Origin of the sequence: Paenibacillus sp. FSL R5-0766 (assembly GCF_037971845.1) — a bacterium.
In the GTDB taxonomy this organism is placed as follows: Bacteria; Bacillota; Bacilli; order Paenibacillales; family Paenibacillaceae; genus Paenibacillus.
Window position 1 is genome coordinate 664,196 of record NZ_CP150227.1, and the last position, 22,708, is coordinate 686,903.

Here is a 22,708-nt window from a genome sequence, read left to right on the forward strand (position 1 = left end):
CTGAATAACCTCTAAAATTTGAAATGATAATATTGGTTTTGACGGGACAGAGGAGGAATGGTCATGAAACTGCTTCAGCGCATCAAAGACGGAGCGAACAAAGCAACAGAGCGTGCCCAGCACGCCGTTGAGATTGGGAAACTGAACAACCAGATTGTGGGCTTGCAACAGGAACAGGAAGTCCATTTTACAGATATGGGTCGCATCTTCTATGAGGGTTATCGGGCACAGGATATGACGCGTGCGGAAAAAGAAATGGTGGATCTGTCGCAGCTCTGCGACGAATTGCAGGACGAGATTGATAGTCTGCGCAACAAGATTGCACAACTTAAGAACGAACGGTTGTGCGAGTGTGGACACGTCGCTTCCCTGGATGCCAACTTCTGCCCTAAATGCGGACGCAAGTTGGGTGAACTCAAGACAGCAGCGCCCAAAGTAGGAGCAGCAGGAGTCGCAGGAGCCACCACAGCCGCAAGACAGGAGGCAGCTGTAGCTCAGACCCCAACTGAAGAGCCGGACTTCTACGATGCGCCACCTGAGTTGGAACTGGAGGAAGACGAGCCGTATCATACGGTCATTCCGTCCATAGCGGATCTGGAAACGGAATCGGAATATAACAGTACGGAATTTACCCAGGAAGAAAAGGAAGCGTTTGATGCGGAGTGGGAACGTCGCAGAGACGAAGAGATGCAACGGGAACGTGAGCGTCAGCAGGAACTGGACGAACGCATTCGCTACTGGAAAGAAAACAACCCGATCGTGAACACGGTGGACGTACAGACCGAAGTATCACGTGAAATGGTGAATTGTCAGATTTGTGCAGCCGAGCTGCCCAAAGGGTCGAAGTGGTGCCCGCGATGTGGTGCCGAACAGATCTGATCTGATGCAGTAGTAGCACTGCCGCATCGCATCAGTGTGAGGCAGTGCGGGTTGCTGACAGCATGGGGGGACGGGAATATGGACCAACTGCTGCATCATTTGCGTCATCTCGGGTTTACCGAGATGGAATCTAAAATTATGGTGGAACTCGCTCGTCAGGGATCAGCCTCAGGATATGAGGTTGCGAAGCGGCTTGGCGTGTCCCGTTCCAATGTATATGCGACCCTGCAACGGCTGGAACAGCGTGGATTCTTGCGGTGTAGTCCGGGGGAACCGGCGAAGTATAGTGTGCTGAAGCCGGAGGAGATGACACGTATGATCTCCGATCAAATGCGTACCTCGCTGGATTATGTCCAGAGCAGCATGCCCAAAAGTGAACCGGAGAAACCTGTCTTCTATAACGTCGAAGGTGACAAGAATGTGTTTGAGAATCTGAGCCGTGAATTGGCCGAGGCTCAGCATGAGATTGTCGTAGACGTTTGGCGTGAAGAGGCAGAGTTGCTACGTAATGACTTACAGCAGGCTGAAGCTCGGGGTGTGCGGCTGTTATGGTCGTGTGATGGTGGCGAAGGCATGCTCGATCAGCCTGTCCCTTTACCGGGATTACCTTTGTACGGCACAGGTAATGGTCGGAAATTCTCTCTGGTGGTGGACCGCCGCTGGTGCATGCTGGGCATGCGCGGGGAATCATGTGCCACACAGGCAGTAGTGACGGAGCATCCGGTAATGACCGGACTGCTGCTGAATCATTTTGCTCAAGAGCTGGTGTTGTACGAACTGGAACAGGATATGGGGGAGGAACTGGAGTCCCGCTATGGGCACCGGTACGAAGAACTCTCTGCGCGTTATTGGTCTTCTCCTTCAGGAGAAGGTGACCAGAGCTAGACAGATCGGCGACTAATTCACCTCTGATGGAGAGAACATGCCAGCACAAAGGTATCTATCTTGATGAAACGAATACGTGTGTACATAAAGCAGGCGCTGCCGGAAGGCAGACGCCTGTTTGTGCTGGTTTGAGAGATGACAGTGATGTTCGTCACAGCATCTGTTTCCAGTCAAGTCGATAGTAAAGGTATGAAGTTATGCTATTTTTGAGAAAATGAAGCTATGAACATTCGATTGAACTGGATCGTACATGATCACTCTTTGGGCACGTGATACAGAGCTTCCAGCACATCCGTATAATAAGCTGTACCGTGAGGTACAAATTCCGTTGCCCAAATCTCGCGAACGATACGTGCCGGTGCATCAGCTGCATGATCACTTAATGGGTCCTTATGACCGATGGAATGTGGTGGTGATGTCAATGGCTGGGTCTGAACTCCGGTAGCTTGAATGACGTCGATCTCATTACGAAACAAAGCGAGTAGATCATCCAGCGGCACTTCATACAGGCTATCCACCTCGCTGGGCTGCAGAACGTAGGCTTCAAGCGGCTGGTTCAGACATAATCCATAGACGGCGCTGAATTCCCGATCTATGAATGGGACACCACGCACTTCTCCTTGGAGCTGCTGTGTAGCCGTGAGTAGATAGGTTAGTGCCTCGAATGGAGTATAAACACCCAGTTCTTCCTCCAGCTCACGACTGGCGTCTTGCAGTTGTTCACCTGCGGTAAGATGACCTGCTGCTGTAATGTCGTAACATCCGGGGAAGGTATCCTTAATATCACGTCGCCGCTGAAAAAGAACCCGTCGTTGCTCGCCTTCGTCACGCACGATCCAGCAGTGGAATGAACGGTGCCAATATCCTTTGGCATGGACCTCACTGCGCAGTGCTGTACCGATCCAATGTTGCTGATCGTCATAAATGTCGAAACGTTCTGGGGTCATGAAACGTATCTCCTTATATAGCAGATTTTAAAGTTCAAAATTTCACAAAGTATGTTTTAAACGAAAGGGGAACCATCGTATGGAATGCATTGTACACTTTCAGGTGATTTATCCGCAACCTCAGGAACGTAAAAGTCTTAGAGGACTTATATTTGTAGGGCAAGGTCAGGAACCGGCTAACAGTCAGTTAAGCAGCATGTTTAAGGATATGGGATTTAATGTGCGTTTGGAAGATGAGGCCCAATTGTTGTTCAAGCCAGTGAATGCTTCGGCAAACTTTGAATATATTCGTGTGACAGAGCTTGATACTGGGGAAGAAGTTTACAAAGAAGATAAAGATCTGAAGTCGATCCTGGAGCATTTGCTGCCACGCCGTTTCTAATTCATGAGCATGGCCGCGAATGAAATTCATGGGGGAGCATATGTAATACATGTATGATAGGCACAAAAAAGGCCCCACCTTTACGGTGGAACCTTCAAATCTTTAACCTACGCAACCATTGTTAATGAAGCCCATATGGCTAGCTTTTCATACATAAACCCTAGCAAGTAAGAGGTTGTCCCTTGCATCAGGATTTATATCCGTAATTCAACTCGGCGCGTCTTTAAAACGTTTATCGTGATTATGCCGGAGCGCCGGTGCCTTCAGCTTCAAGCTCTGAAGTACAGTGCGAGCAGCGGGTAGCTGCGGCTGGAATTTCCGATAGGCAATACTTGCAAGCCTTGGTCGTTTTTTGCGGCTCGGGCTTTTTGTGTTCTTTGCTTTTCAGATAGTTGATGCCCTTCACAAGCATGAAGATACAGAAGGCAACGATAAGAAAATCAATCATAACGTTGATGAACTGACCATAAGCAATCACGGTAGCCCCAGCTTCGTTGGCTTGAGCGAGGGTGGTGATGTCCTGTCCGTTTGCTGTTTTGATATCCCGGTCCAGGTTGATGATTTTTTGACTGAAGTCGATTCCACCCATCAGTTTACCCACCGGTGGCATGATGATATCATTCACGAGGGACGTGACGATTTTACCAAAAGCAGCCCCGATAATGACACCGACCGCCAGATCGATGACGTTGCCGCGGACGGCAAATTCCTTGAATTCGTTAAGTACGCCTTTCATGTTTGCATATCTCCTTTGATCATTCGATTCAAAATATAGGTCGCGTTTCCATCCATTCTCCGTTCAGATCCGCGCTTCCGTTCTCATATTGTACATAAAAAACACGCTGCAATCACCCCCTGTTTGCAAATTAAGACAAGTTTCCGCAACTTCCATGAAAATACTTCTTTATTTCACGCCGCCGATTCGGTATACTTCTAACATTGTCAGTTATGTTTAACCATTTATATTCAGGTTCGCGATCATACATTGTAACGAATCATGGAGCCAAAAATTAAATATGCCGTTACTCGTATATGTGCAGGAATAGGCCTGCATGTCTCTACCCGATCACCGGAATGATCGGACTACGGGAAAGATATTGCAATGTTTGTATGGTTGGCATGAGATTATTCTCAGGCAGTTTGACTGAAGAGCAGGTTCAAGTGGCTTTAATCTGTTTCTGATTACACTGTTTGAGGTTTCTCACAACAGGAATGAACTCCTGTCATTCTGTCCATCCAGCACACTTTGCAGCATCCATACGGCTTGTCCATATACGTACAAGTCCGTCTTTCCCGTCTCCGGTTATTCCGCAGCGTGTGAAAAGGCGGGCTTTTTGCTTTTTTACCATGCGATTGGAAGAGCATGTGAGCTTCTGTGCGGAGGGCATTCAGGGGGAAGAATTACAATGCAATTGTTAAAAGACAAGGTAAGACAGGAAGGTATCGTCCTGTCCGAGCAAGTACTCAAAGTGGATTCATTCCTGAACCACCAGATGGACCCGGTTTTGATGAAGGAAGTGGGCAAGGAATTCATTCGGCGCTTTGAAGGTGAGAATATCACACGTGTGCTGACTATTGAGTCGTCAGGGATTGCACCAGGCATCATGACTGCGTTGGAGCTGAACGTGCCGTTGATCTTTGCACGGAAGCAGAAGTCGCTCACACTGACAGAAGATATTCTGGTAGAGAAGGTCTACTCCTTCACGAAGCAGGAGACGAATGAAATTACCGTTGCCAAGAAGTTCATGAAGCCTGGTGATCGCGTGCTGATCATTGATGATTTTCTGGCGAATGGTGAAGCAGCATTTGGTCTGGCTCGCATTGTGGAGCAGGTTGGAGCCGAAGTGGTGGGTATCGGTATTGTGATTGAAAAAGCATTCCAGCCGGGAGGTCGCTTGCTGAAAGAAGCAGGATACCGTGTGGAATCATTGGTTCGCATCGGGGCACTGTCGGATGGACAGGTTACATTTGCGGACGAGGAGGGCACGAACTAATATGGCACGCGAACGTATTTTTCAGCGTCATCGGCATCCAATCAAAACGTTCTCCCTCGGACTACAGCACGTGCTTGCGATGTATGCAGGAGCTGTTGTTGTCCCATTGATCGTTAGTAATGCATTGGGTTTTACACAGGAACAACTAACCTATCTCATTGCCATTGACCTACTCGCATGTGGTGTGGCTACACTGCTTCAGGTATGGGGAAATAAATATTTCGGCGTAGGGCTGCCTGTCATGCTCGGTTGTGCATTTCAGGCCGTGTCTCCGATGATCCTAATCGGGATGAATAGTGGGGTATCTGCCATTTACGGAGCGATTATTGCCTCAGGGCTGTTCGTATTGATCTTCTCCGGAATCTTTGGGAAGCTTATTCGGCTCTTTCCACCCGTGGTTACGGGGTCGGTGGTTACGATCATCGGTTTAACCTTGATTCCCGTTGCTTTCCACGATCTGGGCGGCGGTCAGGGATCAGAAGATTTTGGCAGCGGAGTTAATCTCATGCTCGGTTTCGGCGTGCTGCTCTTTATCATTCTAATGACTCGATTCACTACAGGTTTTATTCGTTCCATCTCGGTACTGATTGGTCTGCTGGCAGGTACGGTGGCAGCAGGGTTCATGGGTGAGGTTAATTTTGCACCTATTCGCGATGCAAGTTGGTTCCATGTTGTTCAGCCGTTTTACTTCGGCAGACCGACGTTTGAGATTGTACCGATTCTGACGATGATCCTGGTGGCGATTGTCAGCGTGGCGGAGTCCACAGGTGTATTTATGGCTCTGGGCAAAATTCTGGACAAGGACCTGTCGTCCAAGGATCTGGCGCGCGGTTATCGCGCAGAGGGTCTAGCCATTGTGTTAGGTGGTATTTTCAACTCTTTCCCGTATACAACGTATTCGCAAAATGTAGGGCTGGTACAGATGACACGTGTGAAGACGCGTGATGTCATTGTGGTGGCTGGTGGAATCCTGGTGGTCATTGGATTTGTACCCAAAATTGCAGCCCTCGCACAGCTCGTTCCAGGGGCAGTACTTGGCGGAGCCATGGTGGCCTTGTTTGGCATGGTGGTATCATCAGGCATTCGGATTATCGGCAGTCAGGTCGATCTGAACCGACATGAGAATCTGTTTGTCATCGCTTGTTCTGTAGGTATGGGGCTTGGGGTTACCGTTGTGCCTGAGTTGTTCGCAGGTGCACCGGCTTGGGCTCAGATTATGCTCGGTAATGGTATCATTGCAGGCAGTTTCACAGCGATCTTCATGAACCTGCTGTTCAACGGTCTGGGTACCAAGGAAACAGCCGCCCAAATGGCTGAACAACAGGCAGATGCCATCCTTGGAGAGACGGGCAAGTCAGCTTAATTAGCCGAATTAGGCCAGGCTTATCATCCAGCAGGATTGTTATGTTAACTGTTATGAATAGACGATTCACAAGATGAATAATGAATCAGGTTAATCATGATGATATACAGCATGAATGGTTTATGATATACATCGTTTATGCTATGAATGTTCAAGCGCATGAACGAATGAAAGAAAGAGACACTTTTAGATGCGAAACACCGAAGATACAGGCTCAACAGAGTTGTGTCTTCGGTGTTTTTTGTTTTATTTAACTATGATGAGCAGGGACTACAGATGACGCAACTGCTTCTCTGCAAAATCGCCAACCCACGGCAGTTTTAGCCATTTCCCCTGCAGGCTGGTAACGACCATAATCAGCCAGACCACTACACCAAGCAGGGATAACAGCGATGCCACCAGTGGTTCGAACAACGGAAGGAAAGCTGATAATACATGCCCGACCATAATGATGCCAAAGACCGTTACAGATTGCAGCGCATGGAATAGCACAAACCGGCTCCGCTTCTCCACAGCGAGAAAGACAATTCCTCCTACAAAGGTAAACAGATAACAAAGCATGCCAGCAATATTTTCATCCAGACCGCTAGATGATTTCATGGGGGACATCCGGTCCAGCCTCCTTTGACCTTTTTAACTAGGTTATGAGGGAGGTGGACAGAACTGAACCGGAGATTTATTTGCCTATAATAGGATGGAGTGAAAGAACAGTCAAAAACATGAAACAGGGACAGGATCAGCTTAGTTACAGCATGATCTGCCCCTGTCCGGATGAAGAATTCGGTACTTCTAACAAAAATAATCACTACCCACCCTGAAACTGTCTGCGTGGGCTGTCGATCTTGCCTTTTTTATCGGTGTCGTTTTCTTTGGGAACCAAACGTTCATCGGTTCTTCCTTCATGATGATTATCAAATGCATATTCGGTCAGTTTCCATTCCGACTTGCCTAGAACGGGGTCAGCCGGGAAGTGTTGCCCCCGGTGCAGATGTTCCTCACGTCCGGCTTCGTTAATGTAAACTCCGTCTACTTCCACCTTTTCATGCGAAAGGGGCAGCATATCCTGTTCTTTGCGGTCCATGAGACGACGCCTCCTTTGGATACCAGTAATTTAACTGTATGGGTTGTCCGTGATAATATCCCCCGAATAGTTCAGTGTTATGCTGGATATATTAATTCCGTATAGAATGGCGGCATTCATAACATATGATTCGGAATTAAACTTTTTGGGCATGAAAACCGTTATATTTATTAGAGGAAATCGTCAAGTCGTAAGATACTTCCGAATATGCTACAATAAGATTATGATTCATTCCGAATCATATCGGGTATTTATAGTGTCAGGTACTTGCTTTCTAGCGAGGTTCCCGACCTAAAGCTTGCTTTAAGCCGCGCACACAACTTCATGGATGGCATTTAAGACTTATTCGGCATTCTCTAAACGGAGCATTCACTTTCAACGTTTTGGGAGGGAATTACAATGGCAACGAAAGGTCACAATGAGGTCAAAGAAAGTTTGAGGGAAATGACTCGGATTTTCCGTCCTAAAGATCCAAAAAAATTCGTGAAGGAGTACGTGAGAAAATACCGGATTACGGGTGGATACGAGGAAGAATTGACTTCTGTGGTTGAGCATGAGCTTGTCAAGATGGATTCTTCCGTGTCCTGAAACAACACACAACTCTGATTATACTGTTCCGATAATGAATAGAACCGTCTCCCGGGCGATAAGCTCCGGCAGGCGGTTTTTTTTGCGTTCCTGCTGCATATATATGGGAGTACACCTACAGCGGGAAGGATGAATGCATGTGGACCCTATTTTGAAAACCAAAGAAGAGATTGGCTACATGCGGGAAGCTGGACGAATTTTGCGAAGTTGTCACCAGCATATTGAGCAGTGGATGATCCCCGGTATCACGACAGCAGAGATTAATGAGCGGGTGGAAGAGTTTCTGGCAGTACGAGGAGCCACACCGGAGCAAAAAGGGTATAAAGGATATCCGTACGCGACGTGTGCCTCTGTTAATGAAGTGGTCTGCCACGGATTTCCTGGGGAAGAGGAGTTGGCGAGCGGGGATGTAGTGACCATCGATATGGTGGTGAACAAAGACGGCTGGCTTGCTGACTCGGCCTGGACATATGGAATTGGCGAAACAAGCAGATCCATTCGCAAGCTGATGAGACGAACGGAGAAGGCCCTTGAGCGGGCGATTGCCCAGGCAGTTCCAGGTAATACACTCGGAGATATTGGAAGTGCCATTGAACGAACAGCCAGACTGTATCGGTACGGAATTGTGAAGCCGCTCATTGGTCATGGGATTGGTCAATATATTCATGAACCCCCAAATGTTCTGCCTTATGGCAAACGCAGAACGGGCACGATGCTGACAGAAGGCATGGTTATTACGATTGAACCAATCTTTACAAAAGGCAGTTCCGGGGCCGTTGTGTGGGATGAAGATGGATGGACGGTAAGGACGGTAGATGGCAGCTGGGGGGTCCAGTATGAGCATACGGTTGCGATTACTGGGAATGGCCCCTTGATTCTGACCGATGGCACGTGAGATGAAGTCAGTGAAGATGAGGACTTGAGTTGAACTTTCTCCGACATGCTCCATGCTGTTTTGAGCTTGAAGATAGCGGTATGGAGCGATAGGCATGTCTTCTGAATGGATATGGAAGAGGTTTTCCATAAATTATGATCTTTTTTTTGCATAATAGCACATGTTTTCAATGTGAGAAAAATCACCAATAAATCGAGTTTTATCACCGAAATTTGGCAAAAATTTTCAAATGTAGAGTGTAATACTTTTAACTGAAATCGTTTGCAAATCAAGTTGCAGAGCGGTTTTTTACATAAAGTGAACAATTTGTGAACATGTGTCCAAAGATTGACAAAATCATACCCTCAACTTATATTTAATAAGTGATTGAAGCATATAGAATGAATTGGAAGAATGCGCAGACATGCCCTGAGCAGGAAATCACGGGAGTACTGGAAGCGTTATTTTTGTAAGCGTTCTGTATGATGAAGAGGATTATGCGTATCGTGCTGAAACGTACCTTTTGTTGCCTTTCTACCGAACGACAACGGTAATCTACGAAAACGTAAAAAAGTGGGGTAGATCAATGATGAAACAGTGGCAGGTTGCAAAGCGAATTCTCCCCTTGCTGGCGGTGTTCTCTTTGCTGCTATCCGCATGCGGGCGGGAAGACTTGTCGGTAATGAAACCTCAGGGTCCTGTAGCGCAAGGCCAATATGATCTGATGAAGTTATCCATCGCGATTATGATCGTGGTGCTCATCATTGTATTTGCCATAGCGGCCTATGTTCTGATCCGGTTTCGTAGACGAGCCGGGCAGACTGAGATGCCCGAACAGGTTGAAGGTAATTTCAAGCTGGAAGTAATATGGACAGCCATTCCGTTATTGCTGGTTATTGTTCTGGCAGTACCGACGGTCCAAACGATTTTTGCCCAAGGCGAAGATCTGTCCAATGACAAAAACGCACTTAAGGTCCAAGTCACCTCGCATCAGTACTGGTGGGAATTCACTTATCCTCAATATGACGTAACCACCGCTCAAGATCTCATCATCCCGACCGGAACCAAAATCGCATTCGAATTAAAAACCGCTGACGTGCTTCACTCCTTCTGGGTGCCGTCACTTGCGGGCAAAATGGACACAAACCCGGATGGAACACTTAACAAGTTCAGTTTCTCTGCACCGAATGAAGGCGTTTACCGCGGTAAATGTGCCGAGTTATGTGGCAGATCACATGCTTTCATGGAGTTTAAGGTAAAAGCAGTGAGTCAGGAATCCTTTGACAGATGGGTGAACCAGATGAAAGCACCCGCAGTCCTTCCTGAAGATACTCAATTGGCCGAAAAGTTCAAAACAAACTGCCTTTCTTGCCACGCTGTTGGTGATCAAGGTGGACCGGTTGCACCTAACCTGACGGGAATCGGCGGCAAGGAATCTGTCGCAGGCATTTTGCTGAATTCTCGCGAGGGACAGGAAGAAGGTAGTCCGGTACTGGATAACATGAAAGAATGGCTCCATGATCCACAATCCGTGAAGCCGGGCAATACCATGCCGAATCCCAAAGATCTTGGGTTGACGGATGAAGAAATCGACGGAATTGCCGAATATCTGGCCAACTACAAATTGGACTATGAATAGAACAGCAAGGACGAAGAAGGGGGTACACAACCTTGGCTCATGCGCATAGCGTCAAGAGGTACAGGGGCTTGATGGATTGGATCACCACCGTCGATCACAAAAAAATCGCCATTCTCTATTTGGTTGCGGGTGGATTTTTCTTTGGAATCGGCGGCATTGAAGCCATTTTGATTCGGATTCAACTGATGAAGCCTATGAATAATTTTGTATCAGCACAGGTCTTCAACGAATTGATTACAATGCATGGAACAACGATGATTTTCCTTGGTGTCATGCCACTTATTTTTGCCATTATGAATGCTGTAGTGCCTTTGCAGATCGGGGCACGGGACGTTGCTTTCCCGTTTCTTAACGCGCTGGGTTTCTGGACGTTCCTGTTTGGTGGATTGTTGCTGAACCTGAGCTGGGTTATGGGCGGAGCGCCGGATGCGGGCTGGACCTCATATACGCCGCTATCGGGCAGTGAGTACAGTGGAACGCATGGTGTGGATTTCTACACCATCGGCCTTCAGATCGCGGGTCTGGGAACGCTCATCGGGGGCATTAACTTTCTCGCAACGATTATTACAATGCGTGCTCCAGGCATGTCCTACATGCGGATGCCGATGTTTACATGGACGACATTTATTACATCTGCCATTATCCTTTTTGCGTTTCCTGCCATCACGGTAGGGCTTGTACTTTTGACGTTTGACCGTATACTGGGAGCGAATTTCTTCGATGTCGCAGGTGGCGGTAACCCCGTACTCTGGCAGCACATCTTCTGGATCTTCGGGCACCCGGAAGTATACATTCTTATTTTGCCGGCATTTGGTATTATCTCGGAGGTTATTCCGACCTTCTCGCGTAAACGGTTGTTCGGATACAGCTCCATGGTATTTGCCACCATCCTGATTGCCTTCCTGGGCTTCATGGTATGGGCGCATCACATGTTTACAACAGGTCTGGGTAATGTAGCCAACGCGCTTTTCTCCATCTCCACGATGTTGATTGCCGTACCTACCGGGATCAAAATCTTTAACTGGCTCTTTACGATGTGGGGTGGACAGATCCGCTTTACCGCGGCAAACCTGTTTGCCGTTGGATTCGTCCCAACCTTCGTTATGGGTGGTGTTACAGGCGTTATGCTGGCATCTGCTCCGGCAGACTTCCAGTTCCATGATACGTACTTTGTTGTAGCCCACTTCCACTACGTTATTGTAGGGGGACTCGTACTTGGATTGTTCTCGGGACTGCATTACTGGTGGCCGAAGATGTTCGGACGTATTCTCAGCGAAACACTGGGCAAATGGACGTTCTGGACATTTATGATCGGTTTCCAATTAACGTTCTTTGTACAGCATTTCCTCGGTCTGATGGGGATGCAGCGCCGGATCGTTACATACTTGCCGAATCAGGACTTTGACCTGCTCAATCTGGTCAGCTCCGTCGGTGCGTTTTTAATGGGTGTTGGGGTTATCATGTTCCTCGTGAACATCGTGATCACAATGAGAAAACCGGCTGGCGCGCCAAACGATCCGTGGGAAGACGGCCGTACACTGGAATGGTCTATTCCATCTCCGCCGCCGGAATATAACTTCAAGCAGACGCCGCTGGTACGCGGAATTGATGCATATTGGAAGGAAAAAATGGCAGGACATACGGAGATGACACCGGCAGAACCTGTAGGTTCGATTCATATGCCTTCAGCAACGCCGTTGCCGTTTGTAATGTCAGTAGGTATCTTTATCGCCGGACTTGGCTTGATGTTCAGCAAGGATGAATTTGGTAATGCATTTATGAATGTCATTTTTAACAATTATATTGTAGTTATTATCGGTCTCGTAATCACATTTGGCGCAATGGCACTTCGTTCACTTTATGATGATCATGGCTGGCATATTGAACCGGAGGATCAGGATGAGAAGGGGGCTAGAACATGACAACCTCACATGCCGAACCGGTGAACGACAAATTGCCGCATGAACCGGAGAAAGCAACGCTAGAAGGCCGTAACAAGCTTATCGCCTTCTGGTTGTTCCTTGGCGGCGAGACGGTACTGTTCGGTACACTCTTTGCTACCTTCCTGGCTCTTCGTGGCCAAACCAATGATGGACCTACGGCGAATGAACTGTTCCACCTGCCACTTGTGGCCGCTGCAACGTTCATTCTCCTGGTCAGTAGTTTGACAAGTGTATTTGCGATTCAGGCCATGCATAAGGGCAAGCGAGACGCACTGGCGTTGTGGCTTGGCATCACGGTAGTACTGGGTATTGGATTTCTCGCACTGGAAATTTACGAGTTCTACGAGTATGTGAAACATAAAGAGTTTGGCATGACCACGAGTGCATTCAGTTCAGCATTCTATACACTGGTCGGGTTCCACGGAGCCCACGTTGCTTTTGGTATTGTGTGGATCGGAATCATTATCGGTCAGCTGTTCAAAAAAGGATTGACGGTCGTAACCGCACCTAAAGTATACGTCTCCGCAATGTACTGGCACTTTATTGACGTGGTATGGGTGTTCATCTTTACGGTCGTGTACCTGCTCGGAAAGGTGGGGTAGCACATGTCGGCACAGGATAAGACAGATCAACAGCCTGTGAAACACCGTCACCGGACGGAAGGGCCACAGAAACACGTCGTGGTGTTTATCTTCTCCATTATTCTTACGCTGATTGCGTTTGCGGCTGCTTCTGCCGGAGGGGTCAACACAACCTTTATCATTATTATTTTGCTCGTCATGGCTATTCTTCAAGTATTCGTTCAATTGGGATATTGGATGCACTTGAAGGACAAAGGGCACTTGATGCCAATTCTGTTCATGGCCTTTGGCTTTTTCGTAGCCTTTACGTGCATCATTATGGCACTCTATTGGGTCTGGTGGTAAAAGAGATGGCGGCGGCGCATTGCCGCCGTCTTTTCCCCTTTTTGGCGAATGAATCTTCTCAAAGTAATGAAGGCAACAACCAAATCAGGTCACGGGGAGGTTTCCCGTATGCTCGGGTTGCAATATTTTAGCTTCAACGACTTATGGAGTCCGCTTATATTGGCTTTATTTCTGATTATTGCCGCGGCTTATCTGGTGCTTGTGGGACCGTTAAGCGAGCAAATAAAGGATGCAGTACCTGCGACTGCTGCACAGAAAATCATGTTTATTACAGGGCTGTTTGTCCTGTATCTGGCTCAAGCTGGACCATTTAATCTGCTTGGTCACGTGATGTTTAGCTTCCACATGGTGAGCATGGCGTTCTCCTACCTGGTAGCTCCGCCGCTGATGATGAAAGGTTTGCCGATCTGGGTATGGCGCAGAGTCGTACGCTGGTTGCCTACACGACAGCTATCGTTCCTGGCTCATCCAATCGTTGCGGCCGTGCTCTTTAACGGGCTGTTCTCGCTGTATCACCTACCGATTGTACATGATTATGTCATGCTGAATTTTACCGTTCACCGGTTGTATTATATTGCTTTGTTCATCACCTCGATGCTCATGTGGTGGACATTGCTGAATCCGTTGCCAGAAGGCAGACAAGCATCGGGGTTATCCAAGATCGGTTTTATTTTTCTGAATATGGTGCTGCTTACGCCTGCGTGCGGATTGATTATCTTTGCGTCCGAGCCATTGTATCAGACGTACAGCAACCCGGCAGTATGGGCTGAAGCAATGCGTTATTGTGTGTCTGGAGATTCTACGGCGTTACTTCGCTCATTCGGTGGGCCTGCGTTCTTCAACTTCCTGTCTTCCGCGAAGGAAGATCAGCAGGTCGGTGGCATTGTAATGAAGTTTATTCAGGAAGGAATCTTTGCCTCCATGCTGGCTTATGTCTTTTTCCAATGGTATCGGAAAGAGAAGCAGGAAGATGATGATGATTCGTATCCTGCAGGGGGCGCAGGGGGGCCGCTCAATCCGGCTGCCAAATAATGAAGTAATGTTCTGACAAGAGGGGGAACACACGATGGATATGTATTTTTGGCTACCAACGATCAGTACTTCTTTCATTGTGATTAGTGCAGTACTGGTGGGAATTGGATGGGTACTGATTATTCGTGGTAAACGTGAGGCTCATCAGTCCGCGATGGTAGCAGGTGCGATTGCAGCTCTAATCTTCTTTGTGATCTATATGTCTCGTACAGTGTTCGTGGGCAATACAGCTTGGGGCGGGGACCCGGATCTGGAGATCTTTTATCGGATATTTCTGATCTTTCATATTATCCTCGCTACCGTGGCAGCGATATTCGGCATCTCCACACTGGTGCTGGGGTTCAAAAAGAAGTTCGGAACACATCGCCGCTGGGGCAAGTTCACGTCCATGATCTGGTTCGGGTCAGCGCTAACAGGTGTTGTTGTGTATGTTCTTTTATACCTCTTATATCCTGGTGGTCATACACGTCCGGTATGGGAAGTTATCCTCGGCGTATAAAAGTATAGATATAACCTCTGGTTACTCGGGCGTGCGTCACTACTCTCTTCTGAAAATATGAAAATGGACGAATCTAGTAGACGCTTCGTCCACGCTTCCTCTCTCATTCGTTCATAGAATGAGTTCGAGAGGGGGAAACAAAATGAAAAAAACAGTCAACGTCAGTCAAACGTATCCACGTCTTACCGTGTATTCAGAAGAGAGCTACAGAGGGAGAAGCCGCATCTATCGTGGCAACACGGGGCTCCGCAACCTGGACAATATTTTGGATGGGGTGGAGAGCCTGCGCTTTTTCTCAACAAGTTCCAATGCAACACTGGTTGTGTTTACACGTCCTAACTTCCAAGGTGGATTCCGGGTCTTCCGAGGCAACACCAACTTGAGAGATTTGGATGATCTGATCCGTGGCAACGATGTGGAATCCCTGATCTCCACCAATCAACGGTTAACGCTGGCTCAGATTCGCGCAATCCGCAGGGATCGCAGTCTGCCTAGTGGTTATAACCTCGTATAATCCCAAGGTCTCTTCTTCTAACAGGTGCTAGAGAACGGCAAAGGGCTGTACCCGAATTGTGTTTACACAATAATGGGTACAGCCCTTCTTTTGTGATTGGGGAATGATGTTTAATCCCCGCCACCCCCACTGTCTCCGCCGCCACTATCCCCGCTGCTGTCGTTGCTGCTACCACTATCGCTGTTGTGATGAGAATGTGTGCCTGATGAAGAATCTGAATCATGATGTTTGTGATCCGCTGTGTGTCTGGCATGTCGATCATAGGAGTCATCTCCTGTAATGACCGGATATCCCGAAGCAGAGTCCGTATAACCGTTGTTACGGCGAATGCGGTGTCTGCCTTTTTTGGCAGAATGACGATGAGGCTCATCCCGGAGGACCAACCAGATAACGACAATAAGGAAAAGGAGAACAAATCCGATCTCTACCAGCCAATCCATAGCTGTAACCTTCCTTTCTTTGATTCGTTAATATAGTTTATTTTAACGTAAATTTGAAAAGTGTCCCATCCCGTCTTCCTGATTCAGGAAAATTAGGGGTTGACGGGATGAGAATTTGGTCTGTATACTGTGTATATTAATATATACAGTAAACACAGTGAACACAGTAAGCAAGATGAGTGAGTGAAAGGTGAAAGGCAGGCATGCATATGAACGAATGGAAGCAGGCGTGGTGGTTGACCCGTAGCCAGACGAGTAAGGATAAGCTCCAATGGCTATGGTCTGCAATATTCATGATATACACTGGCGGCATGAGCGGTGTGATGTTAGTAGGACAACAACAGACAGATTTCATTAATCCAGTAGTGGATTCCTTCTTTTTGATTATGTTGCCATTTCAAGGGTTTATGTTCTGCAGGCGCTCCTTCCGTTACATACACGAAGATTCTTATACGCAGATGCTGGCCTACTATCGCAGAATCCCCATCCCTGAACAAGTGGTGATGTGGTCCAGGCTACAGCAGTCTCTGATGGCGTTTACGTACAATGGAATCTTTTTCTACGGATCGTTATACGTGGTTAACCTTCATGCCGAAGGATTCCGATGGGATCAGTATCTGGCCTTTAGCCTTACCTGTACAGGTTATGGCCTATTGGTAACAGGATTCTATATTTACGGAGAGTTTCTGAACAGTGGCAAGAAATACTTGCTTCTCAGTACGCTTTTTATACCCATCGCCATTGGCATATCCATACTGATTCGAATGTCAGGCAGTTACGGCTTGCGGATTGTGATGGATGGAAGTAAATCATGGGGGCTGCTTTCCCCGATCATGTGGATTTCTCTGGTAGCTGGCGTAGCGGGATTATGGCTGTCTAGTCGTTTTACGCTGAAGAAGCTGGTTCATCGGGATTTGAATTAAAATGAGAATTGAGCTTATGTACGAATACAGGATGAAACCGGCACGGTCAGGTAACAGACTGGAGTGTACCGGAGGGCGAGGTGCAAGATGTGAAAATACCCATTCAAATTAATGAAAATAGCGCTGAACCTTTATACCACCAAATTGAAAATCAGTTAAGATCGTTAATTATTACGGGTCAGTTGGGGGAGGGAACACATTTGCCGTCCATTCGTGAGTTCGCCGGAGCACTGAATTGCAGTGTTATTACGGTTAGACGGGTCTATCAGGATCTGGAGAATGAAGGCTTGCTTCGTACGAAGCAGGGGACAGGTACATTTGTGGCCCAAGTAGAAGCCGGCGACAGAGAAAATTATAGATTAAAGGCCGCACAAGAAGCGATGCAGGCAGCGGTGCAGTCTGGGAAATCGGTAGGCTGTACGGAAGAAGAGATGGAGAGCCTGTTCCGGGAAGTCCTGAAGGCTATTTACGTGAAGTAGGGAGTGATTCATACGTGGAACCCATAGCAATCCAGTTGAATGGCGTATCCAAAATGCGAAAACGCAGAGTTATTGGCCCAATTGATCTGACCATCCCGGAAGGGTATATAGTGGCTATTCTCGGTCACAACGGTTCAGGCAAAAGCACTCTTCTTAACATGTTGCAGCAAGTGGTGCTGCCAGATGCTGGGCAGATTATATGGTTTGGTCAGGAACATGATGGGCCACTTCCCATTGAACTGAGACAACAGATTGGTTTTGTGGCAGATAACGCTGGTGTGGAAGAGAACCGGATAACAGCACAAGAAGCAGCCCATTTCCGGGCGTACTGGTACCCACGTTGGGATATGAAGTTGTTTGACCAACTGATTCAGGATATGGAAGTACCTGTTGATGTGAAGCTGAACAAGATGTCCAAGGGAGAACGGCGCAAATTTGAGATTGCAGCTGCAATTGCAGCTCGCCCAAGACTATTACTTTTGGATGAGCCTTCATCAGGACTGGACCCCTTTGCCTGGAAAGTGATGGTTGAGCAGTTCCGTACCTTCATGGCGGGGGGAGACACCACGATTCTGATTGCCACACATATTGCGGACGAAGTCAAAAGGCTTGCGGATTACATCGTATTGATGCACCGTGGTCAGTCACTGGGGATGGCTGAGAAAGATATGGTGCTCGATCAGTGGAAGGAAGTCTGGTATGAAGGAGACTTAAGGCCAGAGAGTATCCCCGGTGTTGTTGAATCTTCTTTGGAAGAGGGAGGTCTGGTTCGCGTAATTACAACCCGGGTCAGCGAAGCGCAGGAAAGGCTGGAGCTGTCGAATAACCGAGTATTGAAAATCCGTAACTTGGAATTGGATGAAGTGCTGGCATTCTGGATTGCCGGGTATGCACCCGTACAGTGGAAATAACCGAAGGGAGACGATAAATGATGAACCGATTGGAATTGAAGCAAGTCGTCAAGCAATATGCAGACAAAACAGCCGTTAATGGAGTCACGCTCAATGTAAAAGAGGGGGAGATTTACGGACTGCTCGGAGCCAATGGTGCAGGTAAAACAACAACAATGCGCATGGTGCTCGGACTGATTCACCCGGACGGAGGGAATATCCTGTACAACGGCAAGCCCTATAATACGGAGCTGCAACAGATTATGGGTTATCTTCCGGAAGAGCGCGGATTGTACCCGAAGGTGAAAGTCAGCGAACAGATTAATTACCTGGCACGACTTCGTGGCATGAATGGCAAGGACGCAGATCAGAGCCTCAAGTACTGGCTGAATCGGTTTGAGGTACCTGAGTATTACGATAAGAAGATTGAGGAGTTATCCAAAGGTAATCAGCAGAAAATGGGCTTTATCGCTGCTGTGGTGCATAGACCGCAGATTCTCATTCTGGATGAAGCGTTCAGTGGACTGGATCCTGTGAACGTGGAATTACTCAAGTCCACCGTCAAAGAATTGCGTGACGAAGGTACAGCAATCCTGTTCTCAACACACCGTATGGAGCACGTTGAAGAGTTGTGTCGTCAGATTACTATTCTGCATCGTTCCAACACGGTCGTACAAGGAGAGATCAAGGAGATCAAGAGTCGGTATCCGCGTGAACAGGTATTCCTGGGTACGATTGGTAGTGTGGAAGGACTCGAACAGTTGTCTGGTGTAAAGAAAGTCGAGCGGAATGAGCGCGGTTACCTGATACATATTAGTCAGGTGGAAGCGGCTCAAGAGATTCTGAGAACAGCCATGACCCAGACGACAGTGGAACACTTTGAACTGAAGGAACCAACGCTTAACCAAATCTTTATTCGTGAGGTAGGTGAGTCGAATGAATAAAATGGGAACGATTACGGGTTTTACATTTAAAAACAAAGTTAAAACGAAATCATTCATGGTGACGACCATTGTACTTGCACTTTTAATTTCAATCGGACTCAATGTCCCGTATTTCATTACCTTATTTAATGGGGGTTCCATTGGTGGAGCTTCAAGCAGTAATCCTGTAAATATTGGTCTTTTGAGTACAGGGCAGCCTGAAGTTTCCGAGAAACTGGAGAGCTTCTCTGCGGCTCAAGGAGATCAGGCCTATCGATTCATTGCCAGTGGTGACAAAGATGAAGTTGCTCTTGCGGCGGATGTGGAAGCAGGGCTTACCGATGGTTATCTGAAGTTTGAAGCTGTTTCCGGGCAAGAGTTCCCGCAGCCCATTCTATATTCAGCAGAAGACGTCTCACCTCAGATCATTGCATCCATCGAAGCTGCATTACAGAGTGTGAAGCTGGATGTGGTTGTGAAGGATGTACTCACAGCGGAGCAGAAGGAACTGATTACAACACCTGTGAAGCTCACCGAGCAAAGTTTGAGTACAGATGAGAGCGGAGCAGGTACTGAGTCTGAAGGTGCAATGAGCCCGATTAACTATATTGTAGTGTACTTGCTGATCATCCTGCTGTTTACCTCAACGATGATGACAGGTAACATGATTGCCTCCGAGATCACAGCTGAGAAGAGCTCACGTATTATGGAGATTTTGATTACGAGTGTATCACCGCTCAGTCAGATGTTTGGTAAAATCATCGGGATTTTCATGGTGGGGATGCTGCAAATCGGGATCTTCGGAGCGGTGGTTGCCGGAAATATCTTGCTGCCGCATAACCGTGCAGTATTAGGTGATTTCAATATGAGTGTAAGTGATGTGAATATTGCGGTTATTGTGTACGGACTCATATTCTACATTCTGGGTTACTTCCTATATGCCGTGTTGTTTGCTGCCATTGGTTCAATGGTAAGCCGTACTGAAGAACTCGGTCAGGCTGTTCTGCCGATTACGATGTTGTCGCTTGTTTCCTTCTATATTGCGATCTTCAGTATTTCTACGCCGAACATTCTCTTGTTGAAAATCGCAAGCTTCATTCCATTCACATCGCCTACCGCGATTCTGGTACGAATTGGCGCAGGAGTTGCGCCAACTTGGGAGATTCTAACGTCCTTAGCGATTCTTATTGTATCCATTATCATCTTCGGATGGCTTGCAGCCAAAATCTATCGCACAGGTGTGCTGATGTACGGCAAACGTCCGACCTTTAAGGAATTGTTCAAAGCCATGAAGGCTTATAAGATCTAGATTGAGTATTTTTTTTAAAAAGCGCATGTTTTTAGCAAGGAGCAGTTTGCCGGTTGGCAACTGCTCCTTTTTCGTTACGCTAACGGTAGATACTTTTTTAAGTGTTCTAAGAACGGTGCCATCACCTTGTGTTTGTAAAAATAACATAGAACCGCCAACCGAAAAAGCAGGAGGGGCTTCTAGTTTTTTTATGAGGCAGCTTTTTTTGCGTTTCACATAACCATTAAACAACAGTCATTTTTCCTTTGGCGTTGTTCCACGCTTATTGAAGGAAAGCACGAACCATTTTCTCCATTAGGGTTAAAATCCAGTTCAATGCTTCGCATGTCCTTCGGGACGCCGAAGTGAATCTGCCTGATTACGCTCTGAAAGAGAGGCTTCAGCGCTTCCAGGCCATTCGACGCTTGCAGGAGCTGGTAACCTTCGTTATTGAAATACATACTCATTAATTGGATAATTTCCGCTTCATCATCCACCATCAAAATCGTGCCTTCCGCCATAGATCCTCCCTTAATTCCTGTATCCTTTCTTACATTGAAGAGCAGCACGATAATTATATGTGATATTTCTTATGCATTGAATAACGTCAGCATTATTTAAGGAAATGATAAGAAGTCCAGTAGTTAGATGATAAGCTTTGACCTCTATACTTAATTCAACACAAGCGAATAATCGTTTGAACAATAAATGAGTGGAGGTTTTATTTTTGAAGCATAAGGTATTACAGAAGGCCATGCTTGTTAGCTTAAGTGTTATGTTAATCGGTATGTCAACAGTTTTTAGCACAGGTAAGCAAGTCTCTGCAAATTCGGACAACGGGGCAGATTCTACACGTACTTTAAAAGTATTGTACTGGAACGAAAATGATTTCAAAATGACATATGGAGATCTATTTAGTCAGAAGTACCCGAATGTGAATATCGAAGTAGTTACACCTGGAGGTATGGAAGCGATTAAGGATTACAACGGGGCAATCAATAAGTATTCACCCGATCTTGTGATGCTACCCCCTTACCAATACCAACAAATGTCTAAAGATAAAAAGCTGGTCGATTTAGAACCTTTAATTAAGCGAGATACGTATGACACGACAACGTTATACCCAGGCTTGCTTGATGAATTGAAGAAACAAGGCGGTGGTAAACTTTATGGCTTAAGCCCAAAAGCGGATTCGTACGCTCTTCTATATAATGCTGATTTATTTAAAAAGTACAATGTTAAAACACCAACGGATGGGATGACATGGGAAGAGATATTGAATCTTGCTAAGAAATTCCCAACCAAGGGAGATAAGAATTCCCGAATTTGGGGTCTAAGCTCCACTGGATCAAGCAATTTGGTAATGGAAATCGCCAAAACAGAAGGATTAACGTACATGAATCCAAGTACCCTAAAGGCTACTGCAAATACAACAGCGTGGAAAAATGCTTATCGTCTGTCGAGCGAGGCAACGAAGTCCGGGGTACTTGACGAGATGATCAGTCTATCCGGTAAAAGTTACTTGGAAAGTAGCTCGTTCATTATGGGACGATCAGCTATGAAAGTAGCCTCTATTAGTCAGATACAGTCCCTGCAAGCAGCAAAAAAAGGTGTGAAAAATTATAAACCTTTCACACTTGGTATTGCTGCCGGCCCTGCCGCTAAGGACCGGAAGTCAACAGGGAACGTGTATATTAATGAGATATTCGCGATTCCAGCAGGCGCAGCTCATGTTGATGCCGCTTGGGATTTCATCAAATATTTCAATGGAGATGACTACGCTAATGAATACTATAAACCCAAGAATTCGAACAATAGTATCGGTGCTCCTCTATCTCGCATGATTAAGGAGTACTCAGGATACAAGTTGGATGCATTCTATAAATTAAGACCTAATCTGGATTCATCGATAACAAGTTATGTTCTCATGAACAAGTCACCAAATTTTGAATTGAGATTTCGGTCAATTGTATTGAAAGAATTGACACAAGTAGTAAACGGGAAGAAAACATTAGACAAAGGAACTGCTGCTATTCAGTCCAGCACTCAAGCTGTTGCTGATAAATTGAAAAAGGATCAGGCGCCAAAGAAATAGAATGTGAAGACTCATTGAAGAGATGAAAAGAGTGGGGGAGTGAGAACGTTTGACCCGGTCTTGCGGCGAGTCGGATTCGATAGAGGTAAAACAATAAGGTGCGACCTACCCTTCTCGAAGGGTT

The 22,708-nt window shown here is 46.9% G+C and carries 25 protein-coding genes, 1 pseudogene and 1 riboswitch; of the genes and pseudogenes, 20 read left to right on the forward strand and 6 right to left on the reverse strand.

The window, feature by feature from the left end; genetic code table 11:
* The first annotated feature begins 63 nt into the window (after positions 1-63).
* Entirely contained in the window at positions 64-879 is an 816-nt protein-coding gene (locus MKY66_RS03070; protein ID WP_076215526.1) for a zinc ribbon domain-containing protein, read from the forward strand.
* Between the two features lie 78 nt (positions 880-957).
* Positions 958-1,764, forward strand: a complete 807-nt coding sequence (locus MKY66_RS03075; protein ID WP_076215523.1) for a TrmB family transcriptional regulator — start codon at positions 958-960, stop codon at positions 1,762-1,764.
* A gap of 254 nt (positions 1,765-2,018) precedes the next feature.
* On the opposite strand, the gene MKY66_RS03080 is transcribed toward MKY66_RS03075, so the two are convergent.
* A complete protein-coding gene (locus MKY66_RS03080) occupies positions 2,019-2,711 on the reverse strand; it encodes an NUDIX domain-containing protein (RefSeq protein ID WP_076215520.1) in 693 nt (230 codons plus the stop codon).
* 79 nt (positions 2,712-2,790) lie between these two features.
* Between MKY66_RS03080 and MKY66_RS03085 the strand changes: the two genes are divergently transcribed.
* Positions 2,791-3,093 carry a hypothetical protein gene (locus MKY66_RS03085; RefSeq protein ID WP_076215518.1) on the forward strand — a complete coding sequence of 101 codons (303 nt, stop codon included), beginning with the start codon at positions 2,791-2,793 and terminating at the stop codon, positions 3,091-3,093.
* Between the two features lie 241 nt (positions 3,094-3,334).
* On the opposite strand, the gene mscL is transcribed toward MKY66_RS03085, so the two are convergent.
* Positions 3,335-3,829 carry a large conductance mechanosensitive channel protein MscL gene (gene mscL / locus MKY66_RS03090; RefSeq protein WP_076215515.1) on the reverse strand — a complete coding sequence of 165 codons (495 nt, stop codon included), beginning with the start codon at positions 3,827-3,829 and terminating at the stop codon, positions 3,335-3,337.
* 270 nt (positions 3,830-4,099) lie between these two features.
* Positions 4,100-4,199, forward strand: a riboswitch (purine riboswitch).
* A gap of 300 nt (positions 4,200-4,499) precedes the next feature.
* Here mscL and MKY66_RS03095 point away from each other — a divergent pair.
* Complete coding sequence (locus MKY66_RS03095) at positions 4,500-5,087, forward strand: xanthine phosphoribosyltransferase (RefSeq protein WP_036613196.1); 588 nt, start codon at positions 4,500-4,502, stop codon at positions 5,085-5,087.
* A 1-nt stretch (position 5,088) separates the two neighbouring features.
* A complete protein-coding gene (locus MKY66_RS03100; RefSeq protein ID WP_076215513.1) occupies positions 5,089-6,450 on the forward strand; it encodes a nucleobase:cation symporter-2 family protein in 1,362 nt (453 codons plus the stop codon).
* A 270-nt stretch (positions 6,451-6,720) separates the two neighbouring features.
* Here MKY66_RS03100 and MKY66_RS03105 read toward each other — a convergent pair whose 3' ends face one another.
* Both MKY66_RS03105 and MKY66_RS03110 read right to left on the reverse strand, forming a co-directional pair.
* Positions 6,721-7,059 carry a hypothetical protein gene (locus MKY66_RS03105; RefSeq protein ID WP_076215510.1) on the reverse strand — a complete coding sequence of 113 codons (339 nt, stop codon included), beginning with the start codon at positions 7,057-7,059 and terminating at the stop codon, positions 6,721-6,723.
* 196 nt (positions 7,060-7,255) lie between these two features.
* Positions 7,256-7,531 (reverse strand): transposase, encoded by a 276-nt coding sequence (locus tag MKY66_RS03110; RefSeq protein ID WP_076215507.1) that lies wholly within the window; start codon positions 7,529-7,531, stop codon positions 7,256-7,258.
* A 399-nt stretch (positions 7,532-7,930) separates the two neighbouring features.
* Here MKY66_RS03110 and MKY66_RS03115 point away from each other — a divergent pair, with 399 nt between their 5' ends.
* The 9 genes from MKY66_RS03115 (at position 7,931) to MKY66_RS03155 (ending at position 15,546) form a co-directional block, all read left to right on the forward strand.
* Complete coding sequence (locus MKY66_RS03115) at positions 7,931-8,119, forward strand: hypothetical protein (protein ID WP_017690840.1); 189 nt, start codon at positions 7,931-7,933, stop codon at positions 8,117-8,119.
* A 133-nt stretch (positions 8,120-8,252) separates the two neighbouring features.
* Positions 8,253-9,014, forward strand: a complete 762-nt coding sequence (map, locus tag MKY66_RS03120; RefSeq protein ID WP_076215505.1) for a type I methionyl aminopeptidase — start codon at positions 8,253-8,255, stop codon at positions 9,012-9,014.
* Positions 9,015-9,579: 565 nt separating this feature from the next.
* Positions 9,580-10,632, forward strand: coding sequence for a cytochrome c oxidase subunit II (coxB, locus tag MKY66_RS03125; RefSeq protein ID WP_047840266.1), 1,053 nt, complete (start codon positions 9,580-9,582; stop codon positions 10,630-10,632).
* A 32-nt stretch (positions 10,633-10,664) separates the two neighbouring features.
* Positions 10,665-12,554 carry a cytochrome c oxidase subunit I gene (gene ctaD, locus MKY66_RS03130; RefSeq protein WP_076215502.1) on the forward strand — a complete coding sequence of 630 codons (1,890 nt, stop codon included), beginning with the start codon at positions 10,665-10,667 and terminating at the stop codon, positions 12,552-12,554.
* Positions 12,551-13,177 carry a cytochrome c oxidase subunit 3 gene (locus MKY66_RS03135; protein ID WP_076215499.1) on the forward strand — a complete coding sequence of 209 codons (627 nt, stop codon included), beginning with the start codon at positions 12,551-12,553 and terminating at the stop codon, positions 13,175-13,177. Before ctaD ends, MKY66_RS03135 begins: the two co-directional genes overlap by 4 nt.
* 3 nt (positions 13,178-13,180) lie before the next feature.
* The gene (locus MKY66_RS03140) at positions 13,181-13,501 is read left to right on the forward strand and encodes a cytochrome C oxidase subunit IV family protein (protein WP_036613178.1); all 321 of its coding nucleotides are present in this window, start codon (positions 13,181-13,183) and stop codon (positions 13,499-13,501) included.
* 108 nt (positions 13,502-13,609) lie between these two features.
* Entirely contained in the window at positions 13,610-14,533 is a 924-nt protein-coding gene (ctaG, locus tag MKY66_RS03145; protein ID WP_076215497.1) for a cytochrome c oxidase assembly factor CtaG, read from the forward strand.
* A gap of 34 nt (positions 14,534-14,567) precedes the next feature.
* A complete protein-coding gene (locus tag MKY66_RS03150; RefSeq protein WP_036613174.1) occupies positions 14,568-15,032 on the forward strand; it encodes a DUF420 domain-containing protein in 465 nt (154 codons plus the stop codon).
* A 142-nt stretch (positions 15,033-15,174) separates the two neighbouring features.
* Positions 15,175-15,546 carry a hypothetical protein gene (locus MKY66_RS03155; protein WP_076215489.1) on the forward strand — a complete coding sequence of 124 codons (372 nt, stop codon included), beginning with the start codon at positions 15,175-15,177 and terminating at the stop codon, positions 15,544-15,546.
* Positions 15,547-15,656: 110 nt separating this feature from the next.
* Here the strand turns inward: MKY66_RS03155 and MKY66_RS03160 are convergent, their stop codons facing one another.
* Positions 15,657-15,986 (reverse strand): hypothetical protein, encoded by a 330-nt coding sequence (locus MKY66_RS03160; protein WP_076215486.1) that lies wholly within the window; start codon positions 15,984-15,986, stop codon positions 15,657-15,659.
* Positions 15,987-16,195: 209 nt separating this feature from the next.
* Between MKY66_RS03160 and MKY66_RS03165 the strand changes: the two genes are divergently transcribed.
* The 5 genes from MKY66_RS03165 (at position 16,196) to MKY66_RS03185 (ending at position 20,510) form a co-directional block, all read left to right on the forward strand.
* Positions 16,196-16,909: a hypothetical protein gene (locus MKY66_RS03165; RefSeq protein ID WP_076215682.1), complete on the forward strand. Its 714-nt coding sequence runs from the start codon at positions 16,196-16,198 to the stop codon at positions 16,907-16,909.
* 89 nt (positions 16,910-16,998) lie between these two features.
* Complete coding sequence (locus MKY66_RS03170; RefSeq protein WP_036613231.1) at positions 16,999-17,388, forward strand: GntR family transcriptional regulator; 390 nt, start codon at positions 16,999-17,001, stop codon at positions 17,386-17,388.
* Positions 17,389-17,402: 14 nt separating this feature from the next.
* A complete protein-coding gene (locus MKY66_RS03175; RefSeq protein ID WP_076215484.1) occupies positions 17,403-18,299 on the forward strand; it encodes an ABC transporter ATP-binding protein in 897 nt (298 codons plus the stop codon).
* A 20-nt stretch (positions 18,300-18,319) separates the two neighbouring features.
* Positions 18,320-19,222 (forward strand): ATP-binding cassette domain-containing protein, encoded by a 903-nt coding sequence (locus MKY66_RS03180; RefSeq protein ID WP_036668607.1) that lies wholly within the window; start codon positions 18,320-18,322, stop codon positions 19,220-19,222.
* On the forward strand, positions 19,215-20,510 hold the full coding sequence (locus tag MKY66_RS03185) for an ABC transporter permease (RefSeq protein ID WP_076215482.1): 1,296 nt from the start codon (positions 19,215-19,217) through the stop codon (positions 20,508-20,510). Before MKY66_RS03180 ends, MKY66_RS03185 begins: the two co-directional genes overlap by 8 nt.
* 371 nt (positions 20,511-20,881) lie before the next feature.
* Here the strand turns inward: MKY66_RS03185 and MKY66_RS03190 are convergent.
* Positions 20,882-21,010 (reverse strand): annotated as a pseudogene (locus tag MKY66_RS03190) (DNA-binding response regulator); the annotation flags it as partial.
* 206 nt (positions 21,011-21,216) lie between these two features.
* On the opposite strand from MKY66_RS03190, the gene MKY66_RS03195 reads away from it, so the two are divergent.
* Positions 21,217-22,584, forward strand: a complete 1,368-nt coding sequence (locus tag MKY66_RS03195; protein ID WP_076215477.1) for an extracellular solute-binding protein — start codon at positions 21,217-21,219, stop codon at positions 22,582-22,584.
* The last annotated feature ends 124 nt before the right edge of the window (positions 22,585-22,708 follow it).

Coding starts and splice junctions, on each gene's coding strand:
- MKY66_RS03185 (WP_076215482.1), top strand. CDS start 19,215: ATGAATAAAATGGGAACGATTACGGGTTTTACATTTAAAAACAAAGTT.
- map (WP_076215505.1), top strand. CDS start 8,253: ATGCATGTGGACCCTATTTTGAAAACCAAAGAAGAGATTGGCTACATG.
- MKY66_RS03180 (WP_036668607.1), top strand. CDS start 18,320: ATGAACCGATTGGAATTGAAGCAAGTCGTCAAGCAATATGCAGACAAA.
- MKY66_RS03160 (WP_076215486.1), bottom strand. CDS start 15,986: ATGGATTGGCTGGTAGAGATCGGATTTGTTCTCCTTTTCCTTATTGTC.
- MKY66_RS03075 (WP_076215523.1), top strand. CDS start 958: ATGGACCAACTGCTGCATCATTTGCGTCATCTCGGGTTTACCGAGATG.
- ctaG (WP_076215497.1), top strand. CDS start 13,610: ATGCTCGGGTTGCAATATTTTAGCTTCAACGACTTATGGAGTCCGCTT.
- MKY66_RS03095 (WP_036613196.1), top strand. CDS start 4,500: ATGCAATTGTTAAAAGACAAGGTAAGACAGGAAGGTATCGTCCTGTCC.
- MKY66_RS03110 (WP_076215507.1), bottom strand. CDS start 7,531: ATGGACCGCAAAGAACAGGATATGCTGCCCCTTTCGCATGAAAAGGTG.
- MKY66_RS03105 (WP_076215510.1), bottom strand. CDS start 7,059: ATGTCCCCCATGAAATCATCTAGCGGTCTGGATGAAAATATTGCTGGC.
- MKY66_RS03085 (WP_076215518.1), top strand. CDS start 2,791: ATGGAATGCATTGTACACTTTCAGGTGATTTATCCGCAACCTCAGGAA.
- MKY66_RS03115 (WP_017690840.1), top strand. CDS start 7,931: ATGGCAACGAAAGGTCACAATGAGGTCAAAGAAAGTTTGAGGGAAATG.
- coxB (WP_047840266.1), top strand. CDS start 9,580: ATGATGAAACAGTGGCAGGTTGCAAAGCGAATTCTCCCCTTGCTGGCG.
- MKY66_RS03080 (WP_076215520.1), bottom strand. CDS start 2,711: ATGACCCCAGAACGTTTCGACATTTATGACGATCAGCAACATTGGATC.
- MKY66_RS03155 (WP_076215489.1), top strand. CDS start 15,175: ATGAAAAAAACAGTCAACGTCAGTCAAACGTATCCACGTCTTACCGTG.
- MKY66_RS03150 (WP_036613174.1), top strand. CDS start 14,568: ATGGATATGTATTTTTGGCTACCAACGATCAGTACTTCTTTCATTGTG.
- MKY66_RS03165 (WP_076215682.1), top strand. CDS start 16,196: ATGAACGAATGGAAGCAGGCGTGGTGGTTGACCCGTAGCCAGACGAGT.
- MKY66_RS03135 (WP_076215499.1), top strand. CDS start 12,551: ATGACAACCTCACATGCCGAACCGGTGAACGACAAATTGCCGCATGAA.
- mscL (WP_076215515.1), bottom strand. CDS start 3,829: ATGAAAGGCGTACTTAACGAATTCAAGGAATTTGCCGTCCGCGGCAAC.
- MKY66_RS03100 (WP_076215513.1), top strand. CDS start 5,089: ATGGCACGCGAACGTATTTTTCAGCGTCATCGGCATCCAATCAAAACG.
- MKY66_RS03140 (WP_036613178.1), top strand. CDS start 13,181: ATGTCGGCACAGGATAAGACAGATCAACAGCCTGTGAAACACCGTCAC.
- MKY66_RS03070 (WP_076215526.1), top strand. CDS start 64: ATGAAACTGCTTCAGCGCATCAAAGACGGAGCGAACAAAGCAACAGAG.